Genomic DNA, 25,523 nt, shown 5'->3' on the forward strand with positions numbered 1-25,523 from the left:
AATTACTTGCTATGCTTAGCATTATGGAATTTCTCCATGATGCCTTCGTTAGAGAAAAGGTTACGAACTGTATCAGATGGTTTAGCACCGTCTTGTAACCATTTAAGTACTGATTCTTCGTTGATTTGAACTTGAGCTGGTTGAGTAACCGGATTGTAAGTTCCAACAACTTCGATGTAACGTCCATCACGTGGTGAACGAGAATCTGCTACTACGATACGATAAAAAGGAGTTTTCTTTGCTCCCATACGCTTTAAACGAATTTTTACTGCCATTTTAAATAAGCACCTCCGAATAGTTTCACACAAGATAGTATATTATCAATATTTTTTTCATTTGTAAAGTGTTTTTTCTTTACAGATAGTATTACCAATTTCATACAACTTAAAACAAGTTAGAAAGGTTTAAACGGAAACTTAAATCCGCCTTTTTTCTTGCCTTTTTGTTGCATTCCAGTCATTTGCTTCATCATCTTTTTCATGTCCTCAAACTGTTTTAACAGTCGGTTTACCTCTGTAACGGTTCTGCCGCTTCCTTTGGCAATCCTCCGTTTACGGTTTGAATTCAGGATTTCTGGATGACTCTTTTCATTCGTAGTCATCGACCTAATGATTGCCTCAACATGTGCAATTTGCTTTTCTTCAATTTGAATATTATTCAAACCTTTAATTTTGTTGGCACCCGGCATCATTTTCAACAACTCATCTAGCGGTCCAAGATTTCGGACTTGTCCAAGCTGTTCCAAAAAGTCATCGAGCGTAAAAGAAGCAGTCCGCATCTTCTGTTCAAGTTCTTTTGCCTTTTCCTCATCGACATTTGCCTGTGCTTTTTCAATGAGGGTAAGGACATCACCCATACCTAAAATCCTAGAGGCCATCCGTTCAGGATAAAATGGTTCTATTGCGTCCATTTTTTCCCCTAGTCCTACAAACTTAATAGGTGTCTGTGTTACAGCACGAATGGACAGCGCAGCTCCGCCTCGTGTGTCACCGTCAAGTTTTGTTAAGACCACTCCAGTCAAGCCTAGCTGTTCATTAAAGCTTTGAGCCACATTAACAGCATCTTGACCAGTCATTGCATCTACGACAAGAAAGATTTCATCTGGTTTCGTAAGCTCTTTAATATCCTTTAGCTCGCCCATTAAGTTTTCATCCACATGCAATCGTCCTGCTGTATCAATGAGAACATAATCGTTATGTTCTTCTTTCGCTTTCGCAATCGCTTGCTTGGCAATTTCTACTGGGCTTACTTGATCACCAAGGGAAAAAACTGGCATATCCAATTGTTTTCCTAGTGTTTGAAGTTGCTTAATGGCCGCAGGCCGATAGATATCGGCTGCTACTAGCATAGGCGTACGGTTATATTTTTTACGAAGCAAGTTGGCTAACTTTCCAGTAGTGGTCGTTTTACCAGCACCTTGTAGCCCTACCATCATAATGACAGTAGGCGGACGATTCGAAGAAGCAATCTTACTTTGCTCACCGCCCATTAATGCTGTCAATTCTTCATTTACAATTTTAATGATTTGTTGACCAGGCGTTAAGCTCTTCAGTACTTCTTGTCCTACCGCACGTTCGCTGACTTTCTTGACAAAGTCTTTGACGACCTTAAAATTAACATCGGCCTCGAGTAGGGCAAGGCGGACTTCACGCATCATTTCTTTTACATCCGCTTCAGACACCTTGCCTTTTCCACGGATTTTTTGGATTGTATTCTGCAGTCGGTCGGCTAATCCTTCAAACGCCATTTATGCCGCCTCCTAATCTAAATTCTCAAGCTCGGCAACCACTTCAAGCATCGCCTGCTTTGATGGGTGTTCCTCATTTAGCAATTCTTTCATTTGCCTTAATAGCTTGCTGCGCTCTAGAAATTTCTGAAATAATACTAGCTTTTCTTCATACTCCTCGAGCATTGCTTCCGTACGTTTGATGTTATCATAGACGGCCTGACGGCTGACATCGTACTCTTCTGCGATTTCTCCAAGTGAGTAATCATCTAAATAATAGAGAGACATATAGCTTTGCTGCTTTGGTGTTAACAACGAATAATAGAAATCATAGAGGTAATTCATTCGCGTTGTTTTTTCAAGCATGCCTTTACCTCCCTTTGTTAAGTGAAAAGCCTTTACAAATAGTTTACACAGTCATACCCAGTCTGTCAAGAAAATATCTTTACATCACTCAACTGCATTATCTACTTGATCCGCGAATAATCCATAAACATACTGCTCTGCGTTAAATTCCTGCAGGTCGTCCATTCTTTCACCAAGACCTACGAATTTTACAGGAATCTTTAATTCATTGCGAATGGCCAGAACGATACCACCCTTTGCCGTTCCGTCTAATTTGGAAAGTACGATACCGCTCACATTTGTTACCTCTTTAAAGGTCTTTGCTTGTATGAGTGCATTTTGACCCGTGGTAGCGTCTAACACTAGCAGGACTTCATGTGGTGCACCAGGTACCTCACGTTCAATTACTCTCTTTACCTTTTCAAGTTCTTTCATTAAGTTAACCTTATTTTGTAAGCGGCCTGCAGTATCACAAATCAAGATATCCACTTTTCGGGATTTAGCTGCTTTAATTGCATCAAACATAACAGCAGCTGGGTCAGAGCCTTCTGCCTGTTTAATCACGTCAACACCTACTCTATCTCCCCATACCTCTAACTGCTCAATTGCCCCAGCTCGAAAAGTATCACCGGCTGCCAACAAAACAGTTTTCCCTTCACTTTTAAACTTATGTCCCAGTTTACCAATCGTCGTTGTTTTCCCTACACCATTCACACCGACGAATAATATGACAGTCAGCCCATCCTCTTGAATATTTAATTTAGAAGAATGATCCTCACCGGCATTATAAATATCAACTAACTTTTCCGAAATCACACTTTGAACTTCCCTAGGATCCTGAATATTTCGGCGCTTCACTTCACTTTTCAACTCTTCAATCAGTTTCATGACCGTGTCAAAGCCAACATCTGCTTGGATTAAGATTTCTTCCAGTTCTTCGAAGAAGTCTTCATCCACTTTACGGTACCGAGCCACAAGATCATTTACTTTACCAGAGAAGTTATCTCTAGTCTTCGAGAGGCCATCTTTAAATTTTTCTGTTACAGTCTCCGTTTGTTTTGTTATTTTTTCTTTTAATTTTTTAAAAAAACTCATTTTTTCACTTCCTCTTATTAAGTTTCAACTAGCTCCTTCGTATCCTCGAGGCGGACAGAAACAAGCTTTGAGACACCGGATTCTGGCATCGTAACACCATATAAGACATCGGCTTCTTCCATCGTTCCTTTTCTATGAGTGATGACAATAAATTGGGTTTCTGCACTAAATCTCTTTAAATATTGACTAAAGCGAAAAACATTTGCCTCATCTAAAGCTGCTTCAACCTCATCTAGGATACAAAATGGAACAGGGCGAACTTTTAAAATGGAAAATAACAGAGCAATTGCAGTTAATGCTCGCTCTCCACCTGAAAGTAATCCTAGATTTTGAAGTTTCTTTCCGGGCGGCTGGGCAACGATTTCCACACCCGTATTTAATAAATCCTCCGGATGGGTAAGTTTCAAATCTGCTCTTCCTCCCCCAAATAAAGCTCGGAATACAGGTTCAAAATGTTCACGAATTCCAGTAAACGTCTGCTCAAAACGTTTTTTCATTTCAATATCCATTTCGTCAATTACCTGATAGAGAGTGTCCTTTGCCTCTTGCAGGTCTGTCTTTTGTTCATTCAGAAATTCATATCTTTCCGAGACTCTCTCGTATTCTTCAATCGCCCCAATATTAACACTGCCTAATTCATCAATAGCTAGTTTGATCAACTTCACTTTTTTTCGCGCTTCTTCCACTGGAAGTGTAAGTGGGTATTGCTCTTTTGCTCCAGCGAAAGAGAGTAAATATTCCTCTCTTAAATGGGCAAGTTTATTTTCTAGTTCGACATCTAAGCGGTTAATTTTTACTTCTTCATCTTTTAAAACCTCAACCATTCCTTTATGAAGCCTCTTTAGTTCCTTTGCTTCCATCTCGGTATCTTCTAGTACCGAATGCAGCTGAACACGCTCCTGCCTTCTAGAGGAGATGAGTACGATTGTTTCTTCCTTATCCTGCTGCCTCTTTCTAGCAATAACTGCTAATTGTTCTTCTCCGGAAGTGCTGCCCGCCATCTCCGAAGTTAACAGCATAAGATCCTCACGATAAAGCGCGAGTCTCTCTTCACTTTCCTGTACTTCTTCATCTATCAAAGCAAGACGTTCTTTTGTATTAAAAAATTGTTCATTCTTTGCTGCAAATTCAACTTTCAAATCTGTCAATTCCTTGGTTAATGTTTCCTTAGATGACAAATCATTTGTCTTTTGTTTTGTTAGTTCAGCGATTTGATGATCAAGCGAAGCGATTTTTTCCTTAAAATTTTCCATTGATTGAAAAAGGTAGCTTTTACGATTTGTTAAGGTTTTCTGTTCCTCATTTAATTGACCCTTTTCAAGATCATACATCTTCAAACGGTCATTGATACTTTTCGCCTCAAATTCAGCTTCACGCTGGTCACCGTTTAACATTCGTTCGTCTTGTCTTAATTCTTCACCGGATTTACGCATTGCCTCTAGCTCTTGTTCCTGTGTTTTAACATCTTCCTTTAACGACTTAACAAGACTTTCTAAATTTGATGTTTTTTCACTCATCACGATGACTTTTTCTTTTAGATCTTCCAGCTCGCCTTTTCTTGTCAATAAAGAGCTTGTCTTTTGCTTTTGTGCGCCACCCGTCATTGAACCGCCAGGATTTACTATGTCTCCATCTAGCGTCACAAGCCTGCAACGATACTGCAGGATTTTTGCTAGCTCATTCGCACCTTTTAAATCTCTTGTGATGACAACATTTCCTAAGAGGCTGCCGATGACATCAGCATATTTCGAATCAAAACTAACAAGGTCTACCGCACTTCCAACCAATAACGGGTGGTTTTGAATTGCCGCTACCTGTGATGAGGACAATAATCTACCTTTAATTACGCTTAATGGTAAAAAAGTAGCCCGACCGAAGGCGTTTTGTTTTAAAAATTGGATCGCCTTTCGAGCATTTACTTCGGTATCGACGACAATATGCTGCAAGGCGGCGCCTAAAGCTGTTTCAATTGCAGTCTCATATTCCTTAGGCACGGTAATTAGCTCTGCTACTGCCCCTTCAATACCTTGAAGCTTTTTTGCACGAGCTTTTAATACTTCTTTTACCCCTTGAAAAAAACCTGAATAATCTTCTTCCATCTCCTCAAGCAATTCTTTTCTCGACTTTGCTTGCTGGAGAATTTGATAGGCTTGGTATAGCGTCGTTTCTTGCTTCTGATAATGATTTTTTGCATTTTCTAGTTTACGTTGCTTCTCCCTAAAACTAGTAACTTGATCGGATAGACTTTTTTGTACTTCTTCTAAAGCAGTCTGAACCTGAAACATCTTACTTTGAACTGAATGTCTTTCCTCAATGAATTTTTCATTTTCTGAGTCAAGGCGAGAGCTCTTTTTTTCCTGCTGTTCAAGCTGCTGATCAATGTATTTAAGCTCATTTTTTGCTCCAGCTTGTTCATTTAATTGTTCAATAAACTCACTTTTTAAGGATTCAATTTTTTCATCAATATTTTCAGTGAATAACGCTAATTTTTCTTGTTTTTCTTTTATCAGACTTTGAAGAGAATTCACTTGTTCCGTAAGTTTACTTACTTGATCAGACAGCATCTTTCGATTATTTTTTAAATGAGTAATTTTATCAGTAAGTTCTTCAATACTTTTTTCAAGCTGGCCTCTATTTTGAGAGGCGTTTTTCTTTCGTTCCTTTAATACCTCTTTCCTGCCTTCTAATTTTTCTAATTCTTCACTGGCATGGAGGAGGACATTTTGTAATTCAGAAATCGACTTATCAAGGGTAGCAATCTGGCTTCTAGTTTCCTCTATTTTTGCTTCCTTTAGCTGGAGTTGAGCGGATAGCTTAATTTCTTCCTGCTGATGTTCTGATAGCTGTGCTGAAAGCTTTTCCCACTTTTGGTGAAGGTCTTCAATATCATAAACAGTTAAGGCAACTTCAAACTTCTCCAGTTCATCTTTTTTCTCTAAATAATCTTTTGCCATGGATGCCTGGATCTTTAACGGCTCAACCTGTCCTTCTAATTCGTGGAGAATATCATTGACTCGATTTAAATTATCCTGTGTTTCTACTAGTTTAGCTTCTGCCTTTTTCTTACGATTTTTATATTTTAACACACCAGCAGCTTCTTCAAAGATGGTTCTTCGGTCCTCTGCCTTACTATTTAGGATTTCTTCTACTTTCCCTTGGCTTATAATGGAGAACGCTTCCCTGCCAAGACCAGAATCCATAAACAAATCAATAATATCCTTAAGCCTGCAAGGCTGCTTATTAATTAAAAATTCACTATCCCCAGAACGGGTGACCCTTCTCGTTACACTCACTTCGTTGTAATCAATCGCTAATCCCTCATCTTGATTATCAAGAGTTAAGGTTACTTCTGCATAATTTAACGCCTTTCGCGAATCGCTTCCCGCAAAAATGATATCTTCCATTTTAGAGCCCCTAAGTGATTTAACAGATTGCTCCCCCAAAACCCAGCGAATAGCATCTGTTATATTACTTTTCCCACTTCCGTTTGGACCAACTACAGCAGTGACTCCTTGAACAAAATCCATTCCAATACGGTCTGCAAAAGATTTAAAGCCAATGATATCCAACCGTTTTAAAAACATATCCTTTTCCTCCCTAAAGCTTGGCCGGATTCTTTCCTTAGCATTCTATTGTTGTTTACCTTTGATGTTTTGCTTTTAATACGTCCAATGCCATTTGGGCGGCATGCTGTTCTGCTTCTTTTTTTGATTTACCGGTACCGATACCTAATTCTTCACTATTTATTGAAACGCGTGAAACAAATTCTTTACTGTGCGCCGGACCTTTTTCAATTAGAACTTTGTATTCAATCAAACCAGTCCCATCTCGCTGAATTAACTCTTGTAGTTGGCTCTTATAATCCATCACATGAGAAAAAGCACCTTGATTTATTTTAGGAAATACCACTTTATCTAGAAATTCAATCACTACCTCAAGTCCCTTATCCAAGTAGAGCGCTCCAATGAATGCCTCAAATACATCCGCTAAGAGTGCTGGCCTCTCCCTGCCCCCAGTCATTTCTTCTCCTTTTCCTAACAAGATTAATCTTCCAAAGGAAAGTTCATTGGCCAAGGTTACAAGTGAAGGTTCACATACAATTGCTGCTCGAAGCTTCGTTAATTCTCCTTCACTCATCATAGGATATTTAAGAAACAAGAATTTCGAAACCGTCAGTTCTAGAACCGCATCCCCTAAAAATTCAAGCCTTTCATTATCCTCATAAGGCTTTCTGCGATGCTCATTCACATAGGATGAATGGGTAAAAGCTTGTTTTAATAGTTTTTCGTTCTCAAAATGAATACCGATCTTGTCCTGAAAATCCTTGAATTGATTTTCTTTTGCGCGATTGTTCATTTCATATTCCTTACCTTTTCTGCGCATGTAAGTCTCCACCTTGCATAATTTTTACACATACCTATCACTAGTTTAAGTAAACTTCAGTCAAAACGCAAAGAAACCTGGTAGATTAATTAAACCACCAAGCTTAATAATACACAAAGAAGCTCCGTTTGAAAACGGAGCTTTTGAAGAAAATCCAACGAATTATTGCTTGCTATTTATGTAATTCACAGCATCACCAACTGTGCCGATTTTCTCAGCATCATCGTCAGAAATTTCCATATCAAACTCATCTTCTAATTCCATAACTAGTTCAACTACGTCAAGGGAATCAGCACCAAGATCATCTTTAAATGAAGCTTCAAGTTTAACTTGTGACTCATCTACACCTAAACGGTCAATGATGATTTTTGTAACGCGCTCTAATACCTCTGCCATTCTAGTTCACCTCCCCTCAAGCTATTATAGAGTATTTCAGTAAAATAATAAACGTATTAAAATAATAAATATTTCCTTAACTTTGATTAATGTCCAGCTCCAGCGCCTAGGGGCTCGGGGTCATAAGCCAATCCGTCAAGAAGGTTAAAGAGCAACCTTCTCGCCGGCTCGTCTTATGCCTGTTGCCCCTGATCAAGGCGCTTCCGCTTTTCTGTTTACATTACCATTCCGCCATTGATATGAAGTGTCTGACCTGTTATATAAGAAGAGTCATCTGATGCTAGGAAGGCTGTCATTTTTGCAATGTCCTTAGGTTCGCCTAGGCGGGCTAAAGGTATTTGTTTTAACATTTCCGTAGTAACCTCTTCTGACAATTTATCTGTCATATCGGTGGTGATAAATCCTGGCGCAATAGCGTTTACCGTAATATTTCGGGAAGCTAGCTCCTTAGCAGTCGTCTTTGTTAATCCGATTACACCGGCTTTCGCTGCCACGTAGTTAGCTTGCCCTGGGTTCCCACTTACACCAACGACTGATGCGATATTAATGATCCGTCCAACACGCTGTTTCATCATTTGGCGGGTGACAGCTTTTGTACAAAGAAAAACACCTTTAAGGTTAATGTTAATCACATCATCCCATTCTTGTTCTTTCATTCTCATTAATAAATTGTCTTTCGTAATACCCGCGTTATTTACAAGTATATCCAATTTACCAAATCGATCTACGGTTTCTTTAACCATAGCAGCAACTTCATCGCCATTGGACACGTCACACTTGATCGCAAATGCCTCTTTCCCAATGGCTTTTATTTCATCTACCACTTCATTTGCTTTACCTTCACTGCCCGCATAATTCACTGCGACATTGGCACCTTGTCTGGCAAGCTCAAGGGCTATTTCTCTACCTATCCCTCTTGACGCACCGGTTACTAAGGCAATCTTTCCTTCTAAAGTCATGGACTTTCCTCCTTCAAATCCTCAATAACAGATTGACAGCTTTCCTCATCAGATATTGAGTATGTTTTAACACTGCGATTGATTTTTTTGATCAATCCGGAAAGTACTTTACCTGGACCAATTTCAATAAATGTATCAACACCCAAATCTATCATCTTCACCACAGAATCTTCCCATAGAACAGGTGAATATAATTGTTCAATTAAATTTTCTTTCATTTCATTTGCATTTGTCATTGGTGTTGCAGAAACATTGGCAATGACAGGAATAGCGGCATCTTTCATAGCGAGACCGTCTAATACCTCACGTAATTGATCAGCAGCTGGTTTCATTAATGAAGAATGGAATGGCCCACTGACTTCTAAAGGAATCGCTCTTTTTGCACCTGATTCTTTTGCCTTTTCACTTGCAAGTTCTACACCTTTTCTAGATCCAGAGATAACAATTTGACCCGGACAATTCAAGTTTGCTAACGAAACGGGAAATCCAGATTCACTAATATTAGCTGTCACTTCAGAAAGAGGTTCACGTCCTAACCCTAAAATGGCAGCCATGGACCCTTCACCATTTGGAACAGCTCTCTCCATAAATTCTCCTCTTTTTCTAACAGCAAAAACGCCATCTTCAAAGCTAAGAGCACCAGCAGCAACAAGTGCCGTATATTCACCAAGACTATGACCCGCAACAAAATCAGGCTTAATCGCTGACTTCTGGAATCTTTCTAGAATAGCGATACTCGTAGTTAGTAACGCTGGTTGTGTATTTACCGTTTGGGTCAATTCCTCTTGAGGACCCTCGAATATCAGTTTACTTAATTCAGACGAAATCGTATCATCCGCTTTATTAAAATATTCCATAACTTCAGGATATTGATCCGCAAGCTGTTTCCCCATGCCAACAGTTTGAGAGCCCTGTCCTGGAAATACGAAAGCGATTTTTCCCATATCCACACTCCTTTCTAAACTTCTATTTTAGAGGTATTTGCTCTTCCATTGTCTATTTAATTAGCCCGACTACATCTTTTTCTACCATTTCCCTCGTTTGCCTAATCGCACTAAAGATCGATTGACCATTCGAAGAACCGTGAGCCTTGATAACTGGAGCTTTTAACCCAAATAAACCTGCCCCGCCATATTCCGAATAGTCTAGTGTATTTTTTAATGTGATAAATTCAGGCTTTAACACAGCAGCAGCAAGTTTACTTTTCAAACTGCTCATTAACGTGCTTTTCAGCATTTTGAACATAGACATTGCCGTTCCTTCTACTGTTTTCAACACCATATTCCCAGTGAATCCATCCGTAACCACCACATCGGCTACACCTTCAAGCAGGTCTCTCGCTTCAACATTTCCAACAAAATTAATATTGGCGGTTTTTAAAAGTTCAAAAGTCTGCTTTGTCAGCTCATTGCCTTTTTTTTCTTCGGTACCAATATTTAACAAACCAATTCGTGGGTTGACTACTCCTCTTACTTTTTCACTATAAATGGAGCCCATGATCGCATATTGCAGCAAATGCTCTGCCTTGGCGTCAACATTCGCTCCTACATCCAATAGGAGAAAACCTGCCCCGCCAATAGTTGGTAATGTAGGTGATAAGGCTGGGCGGTCGATCCCTTCGATCCGGCCAACTACAAACAATCCTGCCGCCATTAGTGCACCCGTGTTTCCTGCTGAAATACATGCGTCTGCTTTGCCATCAGCAACCTGCTGGGCAGCAAGTACCATGGATGCGGTTTTTTTCCGCCGAACAGCTCTTACAGGCTCGTCCGTACCAAGTATTACCTCAGTTGTATGTAAAATACTTATTCGTTCCTGGTTTGTTAAGTATTCTTTAATTTTGGCTTCATCCCCGACCAGGGTTATATGTATATCAGAAAAAGCTTTTACAGCTTTCATTGCACCAATTACGATTTCTTTAGGAGCATGGTCGCCCCCCATAGCATCGATCGCTAACCTCATCTTTTCTCATCCTTTAATGATTTTTCTGAACGGTACATTTCGAATTGGCCTTTAAATACAATTTCGTTATTAACATAACTAATTACTTCAACTATCGTCCTGCCAATGCCATCATCTATTTTTATCACTTTAGCTTTAGCAATCACTCGCTCACCTTGCTTTACTGACCGCTTAAATTGAATATTCGCTTTTGCAGTTAACGCCAATTCATCATTTATTACCGCTACAGCTAGTGAATTTGCCTGTGCAAAAACATGATGCCCGCGAGCAATTTTATTCCGAATAAAGACATGCTCTTCTCCAACATCAAAAATAGATATCGCACTTTGATCTAAATCAATATCAATAATATCACCAATTACTTCTTCTATCGGTAAAGACCGCACCTCATCTTCAAATTTTTTCTCTGCAACATATTTAATCCTCTCCCGCAATTCAGGAATCGATAATTCCAATCGGTCAAGGCGAATGGTTTGCACACTAACTTGAAATTTTTCAGAAAGGTCTTCATCCGTTATAAATGGATTTTCCTTAATTGTCTCTTTTAACATTTGCTGCCTGTCTTTTTTTGTTCTTCTCATCTTCACACACCGTCCGAGATCTTATGACTAGGTACTAATAGTAGTATAAAAGTAGAAAAAGAAGATTGCAAGAATAACTTTTAATTCCCACAATCTACTCGTTACTAATTTCTTAACATTAATCCAGTTTTTCTCCTTCTAGCACACCAGTATCTTCAAGTTGATTTCTTAAATATTCATATTCTTTTCCCTGCCAAAAAATTTTAGACTGTATCATTAGAGAAGCATCATTTCTAGCAGTTTCGAGTGTACGGTAATCATGAACCATGTCTGCTAGTTTAAATTCAGGTACTCCGCTTTGTTTCTTTCCAAAAAAGTCCCCTGGACCCCTTAGTTCGAGATCCTTTTCACTTAAAACGAAGCCATCATTTGTTTCAGTCATAATCCGCATTCTTTCTTGGCCAACTTCAGACTTTGGATCTGCTAACAGAATACAATAGGACTGGTCACTGCCTCTTCCTACTCGCCCGCGGAGCTGATGAAGCTGTGAAAGCCCAAATCTTTCCGCATCATAAATAACCATCATGGTGGCATTAGGAACATTGACCCCTACTTCCACTACTGTCGTTGATACCAACACTTGTACCTCATTTAGACTAAATGCTTTCATGACTGTATCTTTTTCTTCTGAGTTTAAGCGTCCATGCATAAGCCCAACCTTATAGCGAGTATGAAAGTAGTGGCTTAAAGAAGTATACACATCGATTGCATTTTGAACATCTAGTTTGTCTGACTCTTCAATTAATGGGCAGATGACATAGGCTTGATGGCCTTTAACTAGTTCCTTTTCTACAAAGGAAAGAACACGATCCAGCATATCGGGTTTTGCCCAGTACGTTTCTATTGGTTTTCTACCAGCCGGCATTTCATCAATAATGGAAACATCCATCTCTCCAAATACTGTAATAGCAAGCGTTCTTGGTATGGGGGTTGCCGTCATGAACAGGACATCAGGGTTTTCTCCTTTTTCCCGTAGGACTCTTCGTTGTTCTACTCCAAAGCGATGTTGTTCATCGGTTATGACAAATCCCAGTTTCTTAAAGGTAACTTCATCTTGAATAAGGGCATGGGTACCTATTAAAATATCAATTTCACCATCAGCTAAATTCTGAAGAATTTCCCTTCTCTTTTTTCCTTTAACTGAACTAGTTAACAATTCACATCTTAGTCCAAAAGGCTCTAATAACCCCATGAGCGATTCAGCATGCTGTTCGGCTAGAATTTCAGTTGGTACCATTAATGCACCTTGATAACCAGCCGTAACGCTGGCATATAATCCAATTGCTGCAACCACTGTTTTCCCTGATCCCACATCACCTTGCAAGAGACGGTTCATTCTCAAGGGTGATTTAAGGTCAAATAATATTTCGGCTACAACTCTGCTTTGTGCGCTAGTCAGTGGAAAAGGCAATGATTGAATGAATTCCTCTACCTTTGTTTCATGAAAGTATTGTTCAATACCAGGTGAATGCTCCCGTTCAAACTTCCGTAAAGCCTGCATCTTTAACTGAAAAAATAAAAATTCCTCGTATACTAACCGACGGCGTGCATGCTTTACGTCCTCCTGGTTACTAGGAAAATGCATCGCGTGAAAAGCTTCATAGCGGTTTACTAAACGATACTTGGTCACTAGAGATAACGGTAGAATTTCCTCAATAGCTTGTCCAAATTGCTGAAAGGCAATCGAAATAAATTTCCGCATCCCTTTTGTGGTTATTTTTCCTTTTAGTGCGTATACAGGCTCAAAGTCCTTACTTTTAGCATTTTGTCCCACCTGCATTTCACTTGCCGTGATCGTTTGGCGATGGGCGTCCCATTTACCTGTAACGGTAATGGTTTCGTTCATCACGATTTTCGTCTTTAAATACGGCTGATTAAAAAATACGACCTTGATTAAATAGTGTCCAACGAACATTCTAATCATCAGTTTTGATTTCTTTCGACCATAATAGCTTAGAGAAGGCTCACTATGAACCTTCCCTTCTATTGTAATTTTCTCTTCATGCTTTACGTCTGTGATTTCGCGGAGACGATAATCCTCGTAACGGTATGGAAAATACTCTAATAGATCTTGAATCGTATATATTTTCATTTCTGCTAAACTCTCAGCTGTTTCTTCCCCGATACCCTTTAATACTGTAACTGATTGTTTAAGGTTTAGATTCACTTTAGACGCGCGGTATACCGAAGATCTTTGCTTCGAGTGCACGACCTGTCGGAGTTGCCGCCAACCCTCCCTGTGCTGTTTCTTTTAATGCAGTCGGCATTGACTGACCAATTTTATACATCGCATCAATGACTTCATCACATGGAATTCTGCTTGTTATACCTGCTAAAGCCATATCGGCAGCAACCATTGCATTTGCAGCGCCCATTGCATTTCTTTTCACACACGGTACCTCTACTAGGCCGGCAACAGGATCACAAACTAGACCCAGCATATTCTTTAGAGTTATCGCCATTGCTTCTGCGCATTGCTCTGGTGTACCACCTGCCATTTCAACAATCGCTGCAGCCGCCATTCCAGCAGCCGATCCAACCTCTGCCTGACATCCGCCAGCTGCTCCTGAAATTGAAGCATTGTTTGCAACGACAAACCCGAAAGCACCTGCAGTAAAAAGAAAGGCAATCATTTCTTCCCTTGTTGGATTTAGCTTATTTTTCACCGCAAACAGCGTACCTGGTACGACACCAGCAGAACCTGCTGTCGGTGTAGCACAAATTGTTCCCATCGCAGCATTCACTTCATTCGTTGCTACGGCTTTACTGACAGCGTCGAGGATAGTTTTCCCCGTTAAGAAATTACCTTTTTCAATATACTTTTGTAAGAGTACCGCATCACCACCGGTTAACCCCGAATGAGATTTTACTCCTTTTATTCCCCGCTCAACTGCTTCTTCCATGACAGTTAAATTACGATCCATAAAGGCAAATACTTCTTCCCGAGTACGTCCGGTAACATCCATTTCTTGTTCAATCATAATTTCTGATATTTTTTTATTTTTACTAATGGCCAGCTCTACTAACTCTGTAACATTACGAAACAATTGCCTTCCCCCTTGTTGTTTTGCGTCATTTTCTAGTTAGTCCACTATCCTTGTTACTTTCAGGATATTTGGTAGTTTTTCTAGTTCGTGAAGGATTTTATCTTCGATGTTTTGATCGACTTCAATGGTCATAAGTGCTAGCTTTCCTTTTTCTTTTCTTGAAACTTCCATATGACCAATATTAATTTCGTATTTTGCTAATATATTTGATACACTTGCAATTGCACCAAAACGATCATTATGAACAACTAATATTGCAGGATGGTTTCCTGATAATTTTAGTACAAAACCATTTAGCTCGGTAACTTCAATTTTGCCGCCGCCAATTGATATCCCAACTAGCTCCAATTCGCCTTTATCATCGCCAATGATGACCCTAGCGGTATTAGGGTGATCAGTTACCGCATCTTCTTCTATAAATCGGAGTTTCATACCCCGTTCCTTTGCTATATCAATCGCCTTGATAATCCTTACGTCATCTGTATCAAAGTCTAATAAACCACCAATAATCGCAACATCTGTACCATGTCCTTTATACGTCTGCGCAAATGAGCCGTATAAAGAAATATTTGCCCATTTAGGTTCCCTTCCGAATAAGCTTCTAGCGACTCTGCCAATCCTTGCTGCACCAGCAGTATGCGAACTAGACGGTCCAATCATGACGGGTCCAATTATGTCAAACACGCTTCTATATTTCATTCGTTTTTCCCCCTAGGACAAATAAATCTATTTTGGTTATTCTTTTATATTATTACACAGAAAAAAGAAGGGTTCTGGTTCTCCCTTCTATTTTATCACTTATTCAATTGCAAAGATAAATGAATATAATGGTTGTTTTCCATTATGAAGTTCAACCTCAACGTCCTCAAAGTTCTCTTCAACAAACGCTGTAAGTGCATTTACCTCTTCATCCGTAACGTCTTCACCATAAATAATGGTTAAAATTTCCGAGTCCTCATCCACCATCTGCGAAATCAAGTCTTCGGCAACTTTCCCTTTATCTCTGTTTTTCACGACAATTTTGCCTTCAGCAATTCCCATGAAATCTTCTTTTTCAATTTCTAATCCATCGATTTGGGTATCGCGTACCGCAAAGGTAATTTGACCCGTTTTTACATGCTGCATGGCATCCGTCATGGCAGCTTCATTTGTTTTAACATCTCCAGCTGGATTAAATGCTAAAAGTGCAGAAAGACCCTGTGGAACTGTTTTAGACGGGATTACATGAATTTCTTCATCTGAAACATCTGCAGCTTGTTGTGCTGCCATAATAATATTTTTATTATTCGGTAGAATGAAGACCTTTTTCGCATTCACTTCTTTAACAGCTTTTACAATATCCTCTGTACTTGGATTCATTGTTTGTCCGCCTTCAATGACTGCGTGCGCTCCAATGCTTTTGAATAACTCCGCAATCCCAGAACCCATTGAAACCGTAACAATCCCATATTCTTGCTGTTCCTTAGGTACTTGCGGACGATCTGAAACTAATGGGGTATGTGTTTCACCAATAATGTTAGAATGCTGTTGTCGCATGTTTTCGATTTTAATATTGATTAAGCTTCCATATTTTTGACCATAGCTTAGGCAATCACCAGGCTCCTCTGAATGAATATGCACCTTTACAACCTCTTCATCGGCAATGACGAGTAAAGAATCACCAAGCTTACTAAGATCATTACGGTAAACCTGCTCATTGAATGGGTGCTTAGCCAACTTGGCATCTTCAAACTTCACCATAAATTCAGTACAATAACCGAATACAATATCTTCTGTATTCATATGGCTTTGGACACTTTTATGGTGTTCAGCATTGACCATTTCGTCCATGGAAGGATAGTTTTCAGGGGAGTCCGGAAGCTCCTCTCCTTTTAATTCAGCAAGAAATCCTTCATATACAAAGACAAGCCCTTGCCCACCACTATCAACTACGCCTACTTCTTTTAGAACGGGCAGCAGATCGGGTGTCCGCTTTAATGATGCCTTTGCCTCTTTTAAAACTTCTTCCATAATCTCAATAATATTATCTGATTTTTGTGCAGCAATGACACCACTTTTGGCTGAATCTTTTGCAACAGTTAGGATCGTTCCTTCCACCGGCTTCATTACCGCTTTATACGCAGTTTCAACACCAGACTCCAGTGCAGTAGCAAAATCTTTTGCAGAGATTGCTGCTTTTGTTTCGATTGCTTTTGAAAATCCACGAAATAATTGAGAGAGGATGACTCCAGAGTTTCCTCTTGCCCCCATAAGTAAGCCCTTTGAAAGAGCAATACCTACTTTACCAATATGTTCCTGAACATTATTTTTTACTTCCTTTGCCCCTGAGGTCATTGATAAATTCATATTTGTTCCAGTATCACCATCGGGCACAGGAAAAACGTTTAACGCATCGACCATTTTTGCATTGGCACCTAGATGATTCGCACCTTGAATCACCATTTCTGCAAAACGTTTTCCATCTAAAGCTGTTATTGACACAAACTTTCCTCCTCTATTCAGGTCCGTTACACGAACTTACAGGTTCGTCACACGAACTCCCTGCACGTAAATATTTACCGAGTCAACGGCAAGTCCAACAGTCTTATCAAGTGTATATTTCACCTTTGACTGTACGTTATGGGCAACTTCAGAAATTTTTGTTCCATAGCTAACAATAATATACATATCAATATGTACTTCTTCATTCTCTTGGCGAACAATAACTCCACGAGTAAAATTTTCTCTTCTCAAAATTTCTGTAAGACCATCTTTTAACTGACTTTTTGAAGCCATACCGACAATTCCATAACAATCGATAGCGGCACCTCCAGCGATGGTGGCGATTACTTCATTAGAAATATCAATTTGTCCGAACTTGGTTTTTAATTCGATGGACATGAATCGTTCCCCCTTTTGGAAATTGCTCCTTGACTAAAGTCATTTTACTATAGTCACGAAAAATTTGAAAGCGATACTTTATTCTAACCTGTTTCTTCAACCAATTAAATACATGTCAAGGTATTTTTCTTGAAAGGTTTATTAATCACTATTGCATTCAAAGTTGTTGTGTGATAAATTATTAAGGTATCTTTAGACAATAACGTAAATGCTGTATAAAGCTTTGGGTATTAAGGAGGGAATCATTTTGCCACGTAAATGTGTTGTAACTGGAAGAAAAACTACAACTGGTAACGCACGTTCTCACGCTATGAACGCTAACAAGCGTACATGGGGTGCTAACCTACAAAAAGTACGTATTCTTGTTGATGGAAAGCCAAAGCGTGTTTGGGTTTCTGCAAGAGCGTTAAAATCTGGTAAAGTAGAACGCGTATAATATGTTAGGGCATCCTCTAGGGTGCCCTTTCTTAATGGTTTTTACCATATTTGTTTAAAATAAAAAGCACCCATACACAGGTGCTTTGACAGTTTTTCTATTCATTCTTTTTTAAATGCACCAATCATCGCTCGGACAAGTCCACCTAAAAACTTTGGCAATTTAATTGTATAAAACTTCATTTATGTCCCTCCTCACCATCTCACACATCTAACTTCTCTCGTACGCCCTTACTATTTTATTCAAACGGACGAAATCAGTACCTCTTTATTAAGCTATTAATCATTGCTTCTTATCACTAATAATATGCCTTCAGAAAATGAAAAAGTACCATTATCACTAATAAGTTCGTTACTAATACATAATGTAGAGCCGATGTAAATATGACGATTATTTAACGGATATTTAAAGCCATCAAGAGTGAGACCCTTAACTTCAAGGGTTAGTGGAATAAACGAAATATATTTTTTATCTAACCTCTTATTAATTTTATAACTTCCAGGACCTTTTAATGATAAAATATTTTGTTTATCAATCAGAAAAATGTTTACATTAGCTGCTTCCACTAAAGGTTTGAACATTAATTGAACATTTGCTAAGAGATGATCCAATCTGCCGCCAGTAGCTCCAAAAATTCGAATAAGTTCAGGCTTTTGTTCAACTGCCCAATTTAAAGCCAGTTCCATATCTGTTTCGTTTTTTTCAGGCTTGAATCTTTTCATTTCCATAACATGTTCTTCTATAATAGTTAGTTCTTCCTCGGTAACAGAATCGAAATCTCCAAAAGCAATCATTGGTGTAATTTTCTTTTTGATTAGGGTATACACCCCACGGTCGACACCAACCCAAATATCACTTTCACCTTTATATTCATTCAAATTAGGAAGAAGTTCATCAGGACCTCCTGCCAAAATATTAATGTGCATTCCAATTTATCCCCCTTCCTGATATACAAAAAGCCAGCATTTCAGCTGGCTTTTAACTGTTAACCTCTAATTCCCAATATGGCTGTTGCATAGTCTTCTTGATTATATATGGCTGATCCAGCTACAAGGACATTTGCTCCCGCTTCGATACATAATTTCGCTGTTTCAGGATTAACCCCGCCATCTATTTCAATCTCAATTTCTTTACCTATTGAGTCTGCCATTTCCTTTACCTTCCTTATTTTAGGAAGGACCTCCGGAATGAAGGATTGTCCGCCAAACCCAGGATTAACTGACATTAACAACACCATATCAATATCTGCGAGTATATGCTGAATGGTTTCAACGGGGGTCGCCGGATTTAACACTACCCCTGCTTTAATTCCAAAAGACTTAATATGGTGAATAGTTCGATGTAGATGCCGGCAAGCCTCAACATGAACAGTAATATAATCCGCACCTGCTTTAGCAAAGTTCTCAATATATTGGTCAGGATTTTCAATCATTAAATGAACATCTAATGGGAGCTTAGTAACTGGACGGATCGCTTCCACAACTAAAGGTCCAATCGTTATATTTGGAACAAAATGACCATCCATAACATCAACATGAATATAGTCTGCTCCTGCCTGCTCAACAGCAATTATTTCTTCACCTAATTTAGCGAAATCTGCTGATAGGATCGAAGGTGCAATTTTCACCATATTTAATACCTCGGCTTTCTATCTTTTATTTCTTGTAGGAAATCAACATAATGCTGATATCGATAGTGGGTAATTCCTTGTGATTCTACCGCTGCTTTTACTGCACATTTAGGCTCACTAATATGTAAACAGGCGCGAAATTTACAACTCTCACTTTCCCTTGCAATTTCCGGGAAGCAAAAAGCCAGCTCTTCTGCTTCAATACTGGTGAATTCCAACGAACTAAATCCTGGAGTATCAGCAATGAGACCATTACCAATACTAATTAATTCAACATGGCGGGTTGTATGCTTCCCTCTGCCTAAATGCGTAGAAATTTTGTTTGTTTTAAGGTCAAGGTCTGGTCGTAATACATTCAGCAATGAAGACTTACCGACACCTGATTGTCCAGCAAAAACGGATATTTTGTTTTCAATATGCGGGTTCAAACCATCGATCCCCGCTTCTGTTTCTGATGAAGTAATTAATACTTCATAACCTATATCTCTGTACTGATTTGCATATTTTATTATCGCCTGTTTTTCATCCTCATTCGTTAAATCCATTTTTGTAATACATATAAGGGGTTTAATATGATTATATTCTACAAGTACAAGAAACCGGTCCAATAGGACGGTACTAAAAGATGGTTCAACGGCGGAAAAAACAAGAATCGCTTGATCAACATTGGCAATTGGCGGCCGAACAAGCTCATTTTTTCTCTCCCTTACTTCCATTATATAACCTTCACGGTCATTTTCAGCTTGAAAAACCACTTCATCGCCGACTAGCGGAGTAATCTTGTTTTTCCGAAATACCCCTCTTCCCCGACATTGAATGATTTGTCCATCGTGTAGTACATAATAAAACCCGCTTAGTGCTTTTACAATTTTCCCTTCAGGCATAGCCACACTCCCTTGCCGTTTCATAGCATAACATTATTCCCTTATTCCGGATAAGCAACTGGCTGATCTGCAATCACCGTTTTATCCCTAATTACCTTATATCCTGCTTCACCTTCAAATGGAACTAAGAGAGTTAACGTCGTTTTGAAAGTATCCCTAATTGTGTAGGTATGTGCAGGTGTTGTCATACTGTGATTAACATCCTGAATATAAATAAGAACAGATTGCTCTTGATTTGGCTGCATACCCGTGAACTCGATGGTTAAATCAATGGAAACTGTTTTATGTGGTTTCTCTTCTCTACCTTTTGAAATAACAACTGAAACACTGTCTCCCTTTTTCATTTCTGTTCCTGGAGGAGGTGTCTGGGAAATAATATTACCTTTTGTGACGGTCTCATCGTACCTTTCCTCGGAAGCGTCAAGAGTAAGCCCGACTAAATCTACATAATCCTGGGCACCCTTTGCATTAGACTGTCTTAAGTCTTTAAGGGTAATTTTCTCTGGTCCCTTGCTGACCTTAAATTCTAACACTGTATCTTCTGGGACAACTTCTTCGCCACTCTTAGGATTTTGGTCTAGAATTGTACCCACGTCACTTTCATCAAATACTTCAGTTATTTTTATATTCTTAAATTTCTTGTTAGCCAATAACCGCTTCACATCATCATAGTTCTGTGCGATATAATCCGCCAGTTCGACTTTTTCTTTACCTATACTAATATAAATATTTATTGCCCTTTTTTCCTTAACCGTACTTCCCTCTTCTGGGTTGGTTTTAATAACCTTCCCTTCTTCAATTTCATCATCTGTGCTCTCAATCTTTTCATCAATCAATAGACCTACAGATTCTATTTTTGCAATTGCCTCATCAACCTCCATCCCGCTGACATCTGGAATTGTCACATCCTTAGGTGAAAGCAGGTCCGGTAAAACTGTAATCGAAAATAGTCCTAATAAGGATAAGATTATGAAGGTTGAAATTAAAATAAACGGCCACTTTTTACGTTTTTTCTGGTTATTTCCTTTTTTAGAACCATCCTCATTTCCTTTGTTTTGACTATGTACCAATGTTTCATCAAGATTTTGGAGCGGACGACGGTCATTTGTGATGATAGGAATTGCTTTTGTTGCTTCATCATCATCAGGGATAACAAATTTTGCTTCGTTTATTCTCTCGGAATCAAGTGCTGTTCGTAAATCTTCTTCCATTTCCTCTACACTTTTATAGCGATGAAAAGAATCCTTAGCAGTTGCCTTCAAAACAATATTTTCAACACTTTGTGGAATGTTTGGGTTCCACCTTCTAACAGAGGGAGTTTCTGACTGCAAATGTTTTAGGGCAATTGAGACAGCAGATTCACCTGAAAACGGCAGCCTTCCTGTTAATAATTCAAACATGACAATTCCTAGGGAATAGATATCCGATTTCTTATTTGCCATGCCTCCACGAGCTTGTTCTGGTGACAAATAATGAACAGAGCCAAGTACAGAATTCGTTTGGGTAATGCTTGTTGCACTTAATGCCATGGCAATTCCAAAATCAGTAATTTTCACATTACTAAAACGGTCAACAAGAATATTTTGAGGCTTGATATCCCTGTGAACAATCTGGTTTTGGTGGGCGTGAGAAATAGCAGATGTTAGCTGTTTCATTATCTCAATTGTTTTTTCCACCTGTAAGGATGAATTCTGTTGTATGTATTGTTTTAAGGTTTGACCTTCTACATATTCCATTACAATAAAATAAAGGTCATTCTCCTCTCCAACATCATAAATATTTACGATATTTGGGTGAGCTAAGCTTGTTGCGGATTGGGCTTCTCTACGAAACCTGCGAATAAATTCTTCATCATTTGCAAAATCAAGGCGAAGCATTTTGACAGCAACATCACGATCAAGAATCATGTCATGGGCTAAATACACGTTGGCCATGCCGCCTCCGCCAATCATTTCCAAAACTTTATAGCGGCCGCTTAAACGTTTTCCAATCAACATTATTCATCACCCTCGCTGAAATCAGAAAACTGCACAATCGCAAGTGTTATGTTATCCTCGCCGCCGAGCTCATTTGCTCTAGAAATCAATGTATTTGCCTTTTTCTCCAAATCATCATCATTCTTAAGAATTTCAGCCATTTCTTCTTCCCTAATTTTATTAGAGAGTCCGTCAGAACATAATAATAGGCTGTCTCCTTCTTCAAAAGTTATCGTTTTAATATCAATGTTTACACCCTGTTCTGTTCCAAGAGCGCGCAAGATTACATTCTTTCTCGGGTGATGTTCGGCATCCTCTTTTGAAATTTGCCCTGTGCGAACTAATTCATTAACTAAAGTATGATCTTCAGTCAATTGCTGAAATCCCGATTCATTTAAAATATAACAACGACTGTCACCAACATGAGCGATAGTTGCAAAAAGATTCGTTGTAATAACCGCTTCAATGGTGGTACCCATTCCTTCACATTCAGCATGATTGTTTGAATGTTCAAATAAGACCTTATTAACTTGTAATATTCTTGACTTTAACCATTCTTCTGCTTGATCTGCAGTTTGAATCCCTTCTGATTCCTCCCACATCTCTTTTAATGTTGTTAAAGTCATTGTACTTGCAACATCGCCTGCAAGGTGACCACCCATACCATCAGCTACGATGGCAAGGTGCAGTCCGTCATTGTTTATAAAAACACCAACACTATCTTCATTGTTCTTTCGAACTCTCCCTACATCTGTCTTATATACAGCTTTCAATGCTGTCACCTCGTCTCTTCTTTTCGCTCCTTTGCACGAAGTTGTCCACATGCCGCGTCAATGTCGTGACCTTGCTCCCTGCGAATCGTAACATTAATACCACGATTTTTAAGTGCTTTTTCAAATGCAAAAATTTTATCCTTCGGGGTACGTACATAGTCCCTTTCGGGAACATAATTAACAGGAATTAAATTAACATGGCATTTTAAACCCTTTAACAGGCCTGCTAACTCTTCTGCGTGTTCAACAGAATCATTTACACCGCCAAAAAGTCCGTATTCAAAGCTAATTCTACGTCCCGTCTTATCGATATAATACCTTACAGATTTCATTAAGTCATCAAGTTTATATGCTCTGTTGATTGGCATTAACCGTGATCTAATTTCCGTGTTTGGCGCATGTAGTGATATCGCAAAATTAATCTGCATATCCTCATCGGCAAATTGATAAATCTTTGGAACAATTCCACTTGTTGAAACCGTAATATGACGTGCTCCAATGTTTAGCCCTTTATCATGATTGATTATTTTGAGGAAAGACATCATATTGTCATAATTATCAAAGGGTTCCCCTATCCCCATAATAACAACCGAACTTACCCGTTCATCTGTTTCATCAAGTGCCTGCTGCACTGTTACAACTTGCGAAACAATTTCACCTGCTTCTAAATGACGCTTAAGTCCGCCCAGTGTTGATGCACAAAAGGTACATCCGATGCGGCATCCAACTTGTGTAGTGACACAAACCGAATTACCGTAATCATGGCGCATTAAGACCGTTTCTATGGAGTAACCATCATGAAGCTCGAATAGAAATTTAATCGTACCATCCGAGGAAGTTTGTTTTATTGCCGTTTTTAATGTAGTAATATGGAAATTCTCGAAAAGTTTATCACGTAAACTTTTCGATAAATTATTCATGTCCTCAAATGTTGTGATCCTTTTTTTATACAGCCAGTCAAAGATTTGTTCTGCTCGGAATGACTTTTCACCATTCGTTATCAGCCATTCCTTAATTTCATGTAGCTCGAGGGAATAAATAGATGTTTTTTTAGTTTCCAATGTTGTGTTTGTCTCAGTTGTATTTAGTTGTTCCAACTGTTACACCTTCTTTCTTAAGCATGCGATAAAGAATCCGTCAGAGCCAAAATCCTGTGGAAAAATTTGTAGATATCCATCTGTTACCAGCGGTTGGATAGGCTCAGGCATTCTATCTTTCATGGAAACATCCAAATTAAACTCTGGATGATCTTGTAAAAATTTGCTGATCGTAGTTTCATTTTCCTCTTTATCTACTGTACACGTACTGTAGACAAGAATTCCACCCTTTTTCACCAATGGTGAGACAGAGTCTAATAACTTTTGCTGAATTGTACTTAATTGATAAATATCTTGTTCTTTTTTTGTGTATTTCATATCTGGTTTTCGCCTCATGACTCCCAGTCCTGAACAAGGGGCATCGAGCAACACCCTATCAAAAGATTCTTTTTCTAACTGTTCTCCTGCTTGTCTTGAATCCATTACCATTGTCTTTATGTTACCCAAACCTAAACGGCTAGCATTATCATTAATCAGTTTCACTTTGTGTTCGTGTAGATCAAGCGAGTATACGACCCCAGTCAACTCCATATTCTCTGCAATATGGGTACTTTTCCCCCCAGGTGCTGCACATGCGTCGAGAATTTTTTCATTTTTATCGGCATCAACAGCATAAGATACCAGCATGGAACTTTCATCTTGAATTGTGATGAAACCTTTTTTAAATGCCCTTGAAAAAGCTAAATTCCCCCGTAGTGTTCTAATGGCTTCTGGGATTATCGGGCTTCTTTCCACATGGAAGCCTTCTTCATCAAGATCTTCAATACATTCACGAACTGTTGTTTTCGTTAGATTGACTCTAGCTGTTTGTAAGGGAGCCGTTAAGTTGACCTCACACATTTCTTTTGTTTTTTCATAGCCAAATTGGTTAACCCATCTGCGCACTAGCCATTCTGGATGGCTCGTTTCAATTGATAACCTTACTACCGGGTCACTAACTTCATTCATGGAAGGAAGACCTTGACGCTGAATATTTCTTAGTACACCATTTACCATCCCTGCAATTCCCTTGTGACCGCGTTTTTTCGCAATTTCTACTGCTTCAAAAATGGCTGCTCTGTCTGGAATTTTATCAAGGTAAACCATTTGATACAGGGTAATCCGTAGTAATTGCAGGACCCAATTTTCCAGTTTTTTGCTATTTTTTATAAAAGGCTTTAAAAAGTAGTCTAGTGCCATTTTTCTTTGTAAAGTTCCATAGGTTAATTCCGTCAATAGTCCAATATCAATCGCAGGAATTTTATTTTTCTCAATTGTGCTGTTTAGCAGCAAGTTACTATAGGATTGATTCTTTTCAATGGTTTCAAGTAAATCCATCGCTGCTTCCCGAACATTTTTTCTTTTCGTTGTCAT

General features: G+C 38.9%; 25 protein-coding genes. 1 reads left to right on the plus strand and 24 read right to left on the minus strand.

The window, feature by feature from the left end; all coding sequences use genetic code 11:
- Nucleotides 1-2: 2 nt before the first annotated feature.
- The 16 genes from rpsP to BLR86_RS02510 all read right to left on the minus strand — a co-directional run bounded on the left by rpsP (nucleotide 3) and on the right by BLR86_RS02510 (nucleotide 17,374).
- Nucleotides 3-275 (minus strand): 30S ribosomal protein S16, encoded by a 273-nt coding sequence (gene rpsP, locus BLR86_RS02435; protein ID WP_090758044.1) that lies wholly within the window; start codon nucleotides 273-275, stop codon nucleotides 3-5.
- Between the two features lie 119 nt (nucleotides 276-394).
- The gene (ffh, locus tag BLR86_RS02440) at nucleotides 395-1,747 is read right to left on the minus strand and encodes a signal recognition particle protein (protein WP_090758045.1); all 1,353 of its coding nucleotides are present in this window, start codon (nucleotides 1,745-1,747) and stop codon (nucleotides 395-397) included.
- Nucleotides 1,748-1,759: 12 nt separating this feature from the next.
- Nucleotides 1,760-2,092, minus strand: coding sequence for a putative DNA-binding protein (locus BLR86_RS02445; protein WP_090758046.1), 333 nt, complete (start codon nucleotides 2,090-2,092; stop codon nucleotides 1,760-1,762).
- Nucleotides 2,093-2,176: 84 nt separating this feature from the next.
- The gene (gene ftsY, locus BLR86_RS02450) at nucleotides 2,177-3,166 is read right to left on the minus strand and encodes a signal recognition particle-docking protein FtsY (protein ID WP_090758047.1); all 990 of its coding nucleotides are present in this window, start codon (nucleotides 3,164-3,166) and stop codon (nucleotides 2,177-2,179) included.
- Nucleotides 3,167-3,183: 17 nt separating this feature from the next.
- Nucleotides 3,184-6,750, minus strand: coding sequence for a chromosome segregation protein SMC (smc, locus tag BLR86_RS02455; RefSeq protein WP_090758048.1), 3,567 nt, complete (start codon nucleotides 6,748-6,750; stop codon nucleotides 3,184-3,186).
- A gap of 55 nt (nucleotides 6,751-6,805) precedes the next feature.
- The gene (rnc, locus tag BLR86_RS02460) at nucleotides 6,806-7,549 is read right to left on the minus strand and encodes a ribonuclease III (protein WP_090758049.1); all 744 of its coding nucleotides are present in this window, start codon (nucleotides 7,547-7,549) and stop codon (nucleotides 6,806-6,808) included.
- A 162-nt stretch (nucleotides 7,550-7,711) separates the two neighbouring features.
- Nucleotides 7,712-7,945, minus strand: a complete 234-nt coding sequence (locus tag BLR86_RS02465) for an acyl carrier protein (protein ID WP_090758050.1) — start codon at nucleotides 7,943-7,945, stop codon at nucleotides 7,712-7,714.
- A 215-nt stretch (nucleotides 7,946-8,160) separates the two neighbouring features.
- Entirely contained in the window at nucleotides 8,161-8,904 is a 744-nt protein-coding gene (gene fabG / locus BLR86_RS02470) for a 3-oxoacyl-[acyl-carrier-protein] reductase (RefSeq protein ID WP_090758051.1), read from the minus strand.
- Nucleotides 8,901-9,848, minus strand: coding sequence for an ACP S-malonyltransferase (gene fabD / locus BLR86_RS02475; RefSeq protein ID WP_090758052.1), 948 nt, complete (start codon nucleotides 9,846-9,848; stop codon nucleotides 8,901-8,903). Before fabD ends, fabG begins: the two co-directional genes overlap by 4 nt.
- A gap of 52 nt (nucleotides 9,849-9,900) precedes the next feature.
- On the minus strand, nucleotides 9,901-10,866 hold the full coding sequence (gene plsX, locus BLR86_RS02480; protein ID WP_090758053.1) for a phosphate acyltransferase PlsX: 966 nt from the start codon (nucleotides 10,864-10,866) through the stop codon (nucleotides 9,901-9,903).
- Nucleotides 10,863-11,447, minus strand: coding sequence for a transcription factor FapR (fapR, locus tag BLR86_RS02485; protein ID WP_090758054.1), 585 nt, complete (start codon nucleotides 11,445-11,447; stop codon nucleotides 10,863-10,865). Before fapR ends, plsX begins: the two co-directional genes overlap by 4 nt.
- Before the next feature lie 118 nt (nucleotides 11,448-11,565).
- The gene (gene recG, locus BLR86_RS02490; protein ID WP_254782204.1) at nucleotides 11,566-13,614 is read right to left on the minus strand and encodes an ATP-dependent DNA helicase RecG; all 2,049 of its coding nucleotides are present in this window, start codon (nucleotides 13,612-13,614) and stop codon (nucleotides 11,566-11,568) included.
- A 1-nt stretch (nucleotide 13,615) separates the two neighbouring features.
- On the minus strand, nucleotides 13,616-14,494 hold the full coding sequence (sdaAA, locus tag BLR86_RS02495; protein WP_090758056.1) for an L-serine ammonia-lyase, iron-sulfur-dependent, subunit alpha: 879 nt from the start codon (nucleotides 14,492-14,494) through the stop codon (nucleotides 13,616-13,618).
- 36 nt (nucleotides 14,495-14,530) lie between these two features.
- Complete coding sequence (sdaAB, locus tag BLR86_RS02500) at nucleotides 14,531-15,193, minus strand: L-serine ammonia-lyase, iron-sulfur-dependent subunit beta (RefSeq protein ID WP_090758057.1); 663 nt, start codon at nucleotides 15,191-15,193, stop codon at nucleotides 14,531-14,533.
- A gap of 99 nt (nucleotides 15,194-15,292) precedes the next feature.
- On the minus strand, nucleotides 15,293-16,975 hold the full coding sequence (locus tag BLR86_RS02505) for a DAK2 domain-containing protein (RefSeq protein ID WP_090758058.1): 1,683 nt from the start codon (nucleotides 16,973-16,975) through the stop codon (nucleotides 15,293-15,295).
- A 36-nt stretch (nucleotides 16,976-17,011) separates the two neighbouring features.
- Nucleotides 17,012-17,374: an Asp23/Gls24 family envelope stress response protein gene (locus tag BLR86_RS02510; RefSeq protein ID WP_090758059.1), complete on the minus strand. Its 363-nt coding sequence runs from the start codon at nucleotides 17,372-17,374 to the stop codon at nucleotides 17,012-17,014.
- Nucleotides 17,375-17,621: 247 nt separating this feature from the next.
- Between BLR86_RS02510 and rpmB the strand changes: the two genes are divergently transcribed.
- Nucleotides 17,622-17,810, plus strand: coding sequence for a 50S ribosomal protein L28 (gene rpmB / locus BLR86_RS02515; protein ID WP_090758060.1), 189 nt, complete (start codon nucleotides 17,622-17,624; stop codon nucleotides 17,808-17,810).
- Nucleotides 17,811-17,911: 101 nt separating this feature from the next.
- Here the strand turns inward: rpmB and spoVM are convergent, their stop codons facing one another.
- The 8 genes from spoVM to rsmB all read right to left on the minus strand — a co-directional run bounded on the left by spoVM (nucleotide 17,912) and on the right by rsmB (nucleotide 25,523).
- Nucleotides 17,912-17,992 (minus strand): stage V sporulation protein SpoVM, encoded by an 81-nt coding sequence (gene spoVM, locus BLR86_RS02520; RefSeq protein ID WP_090758061.1) that lies wholly within the window; start codon nucleotides 17,990-17,992, stop codon nucleotides 17,912-17,914.
- A 96-nt stretch (nucleotides 17,993-18,088) separates the two neighbouring features.
- A complete protein-coding gene (locus BLR86_RS02525; protein WP_090758062.1) occupies nucleotides 18,089-18,736 on the minus strand; it encodes a thiamine diphosphokinase in 648 nt (215 codons plus the stop codon).
- Nucleotides 18,737-18,795: 59 nt separating this feature from the next.
- A complete protein-coding gene (gene rpe, locus BLR86_RS02530) occupies nucleotides 18,796-19,440 on the minus strand; it encodes a ribulose-phosphate 3-epimerase (protein WP_090758063.1) in 645 nt (214 codons plus the stop codon).
- A 2-nt stretch (nucleotides 19,441-19,442) separates the two neighbouring features.
- Complete coding sequence (gene rsgA / locus BLR86_RS02535) at nucleotides 19,443-20,324, minus strand: ribosome small subunit-dependent GTPase A (RefSeq protein WP_090758064.1); 882 nt, start codon at nucleotides 20,322-20,324, stop codon at nucleotides 19,443-19,445.
- A gap of 41 nt (nucleotides 20,325-20,365) precedes the next feature.
- Nucleotides 20,366-22,321: a Stk1 family PASTA domain-containing Ser/Thr kinase gene (pknB, locus tag BLR86_RS02540; RefSeq protein WP_090758065.1), complete on the minus strand. Its 1,956-nt coding sequence runs from the start codon at nucleotides 22,319-22,321 to the stop codon at nucleotides 20,366-20,368.
- Complete coding sequence (locus tag BLR86_RS02545; RefSeq protein ID WP_090758251.1) at nucleotides 22,321-23,073, minus strand: Stp1/IreP family PP2C-type Ser/Thr phosphatase; 753 nt, start codon at nucleotides 23,071-23,073, stop codon at nucleotides 22,321-22,323. The genes pknB and BLR86_RS02545 overlap by 1 nt, the downstream gene beginning before the upstream one ends.
- 5 nt (nucleotides 23,074-23,078) lie before the next feature.
- The gene (gene rlmN / locus BLR86_RS02550; RefSeq protein ID WP_090758066.1) at nucleotides 23,079-24,170 is read right to left on the minus strand and encodes a dual-specificity RNA methyltransferase RlmN; all 1,092 of its coding nucleotides are present in this window, start codon (nucleotides 24,168-24,170) and stop codon (nucleotides 23,079-23,081) included.
- Nucleotides 24,171-24,173: 3 nt separating this feature from the next.
- Complete coding sequence (rsmB, locus tag BLR86_RS02555; RefSeq protein WP_090758067.1) at nucleotides 24,174-25,523, minus strand: 16S rRNA (cytosine(967)-C(5))-methyltransferase RsmB; 1,350 nt, start codon at nucleotides 25,521-25,523, stop codon at nucleotides 24,174-24,176.

Source organism: Bacillus sp. OK048, assembly GCF_900103525.1.
Taxonomy (GTDB): domain Bacteria; phylum Bacillota; class Bacilli; order Bacillales; family Cytobacillaceae; genus Neobacillus.

What these genes read in the sequence shown, in the direction of transcription:
- plsX (WP_090758053.1), bottom strand. Translation starts at nt 10,866, where the DNA reads ATGAGGTTAGCGATCGATGCTATGGGGGGCGACCATGCTCCTAAAGAA.
- smc (WP_090758048.1), bottom strand. Translation starts at nt 6,750, where the DNA reads ATGTTTTTAAAACGGTTGGATATCATTGGCTTTAAATCTTTTGCAGAC.
- BLR86_RS02445 (WP_090758046.1), bottom strand. Translation starts at nt 2,092, where the DNA reads ATGCTTGAAAAAACAACGCGAATGAATTACCTCTATGATTTCTATTAT.
- rsmB (WP_090758067.1), bottom strand. Translation starts at nt 25,523, where the DNA reads ATGACAACGAAAAGAAAAAATGTTCGGGAAGCAGCGATGGATTTACTT.
- BLR86_RS02510 (WP_090758059.1), bottom strand. Translation starts at nt 17,374, where the DNA reads ATGTCCATCGAATTAAAAACCAAGTTCGGACAAATTGATATTTCTAAT.
- ffh (WP_090758045.1), bottom strand. Translation starts at nt 1,747, where the DNA reads ATGGCGTTTGAAGGATTAGCCGACCGACTGCAGAATACAATCCAAAAA.
- fabG (WP_090758051.1), bottom strand. Translation starts at nt 8,904, where the DNA reads ATGACTTTAGAAGGAAAGATTGCCTTAGTAACCGGTGCGTCAAGAGGG.
- BLR86_RS02465 (WP_090758050.1), bottom strand. Translation starts at nt 7,945, where the DNA reads ATGGCAGAGGTATTAGAGCGCGTTACAAAAATCATCATTGACCGTTTA.
- rpe (WP_090758063.1), bottom strand. Translation starts at nt 19,440, where the DNA reads ATGGTGAAAATTGCACCTTCGATCCTATCAGCAGATTTCGCTAAATTA.
- BLR86_RS02525 (WP_090758062.1), bottom strand. Translation starts at nt 18,736, where the DNA reads ATGCACATTAATATTTTGGCAGGAGGTCCTGATGAACTTCTTCCTAAT.
- spoVM (WP_090758061.1), bottom strand. Translation starts at nt 17,992, where the DNA reads ATGAAGTTTTATACAATTAAATTGCCAAAGTTTTTAGGTGGACTTGTC.
- pknB (WP_090758065.1), bottom strand. Translation starts at nt 22,321, where the DNA reads ATGTTGATTGGAAAACGTTTAAGCGGCCGCTATAAAGTTTTGGAAATG.
- rpsP (WP_090758044.1), bottom strand. Translation starts at nt 275, where the DNA reads ATGGCAGTAAAAATTCGTTTAAAGCGTATGGGAGCAAAGAAAACTCCT.
- sdaAB (WP_090758057.1), bottom strand. Translation starts at nt 15,193, where the DNA reads ATGAAATATAGAAGCGTGTTTGACATAATTGGACCCGTCATGATTGGA.
- rsgA (WP_090758064.1), bottom strand. Translation starts at nt 20,324, where the DNA reads ATGCCTGAAGGGAAAATTGTAAAAGCACTAAGCGGGTTTTATTATGTA.
- ftsY (WP_090758047.1), bottom strand. Translation starts at nt 3,166, where the DNA reads ATGAGTTTTTTTAAAAAATTAAAAGAAAAAATAACAAAACAAACGGAG.
- fabD (WP_090758052.1), bottom strand. Translation starts at nt 9,848, where the DNA reads ATGGGAAAAATCGCTTTCGTATTTCCAGGACAGGGCTCTCAAACTGTT.
- fapR (WP_090758054.1), bottom strand. Translation starts at nt 11,447, where the DNA reads ATGAGAAGAACAAAAAAAGACAGGCAGCAAATGTTAAAAGAGACAATT.
- rnc (WP_090758049.1), bottom strand. Translation starts at nt 7,549, where the DNA reads ATGCGCAGAAAAGGTAAGGAATATGAAATGAACAATCGCGCAAAAGAA.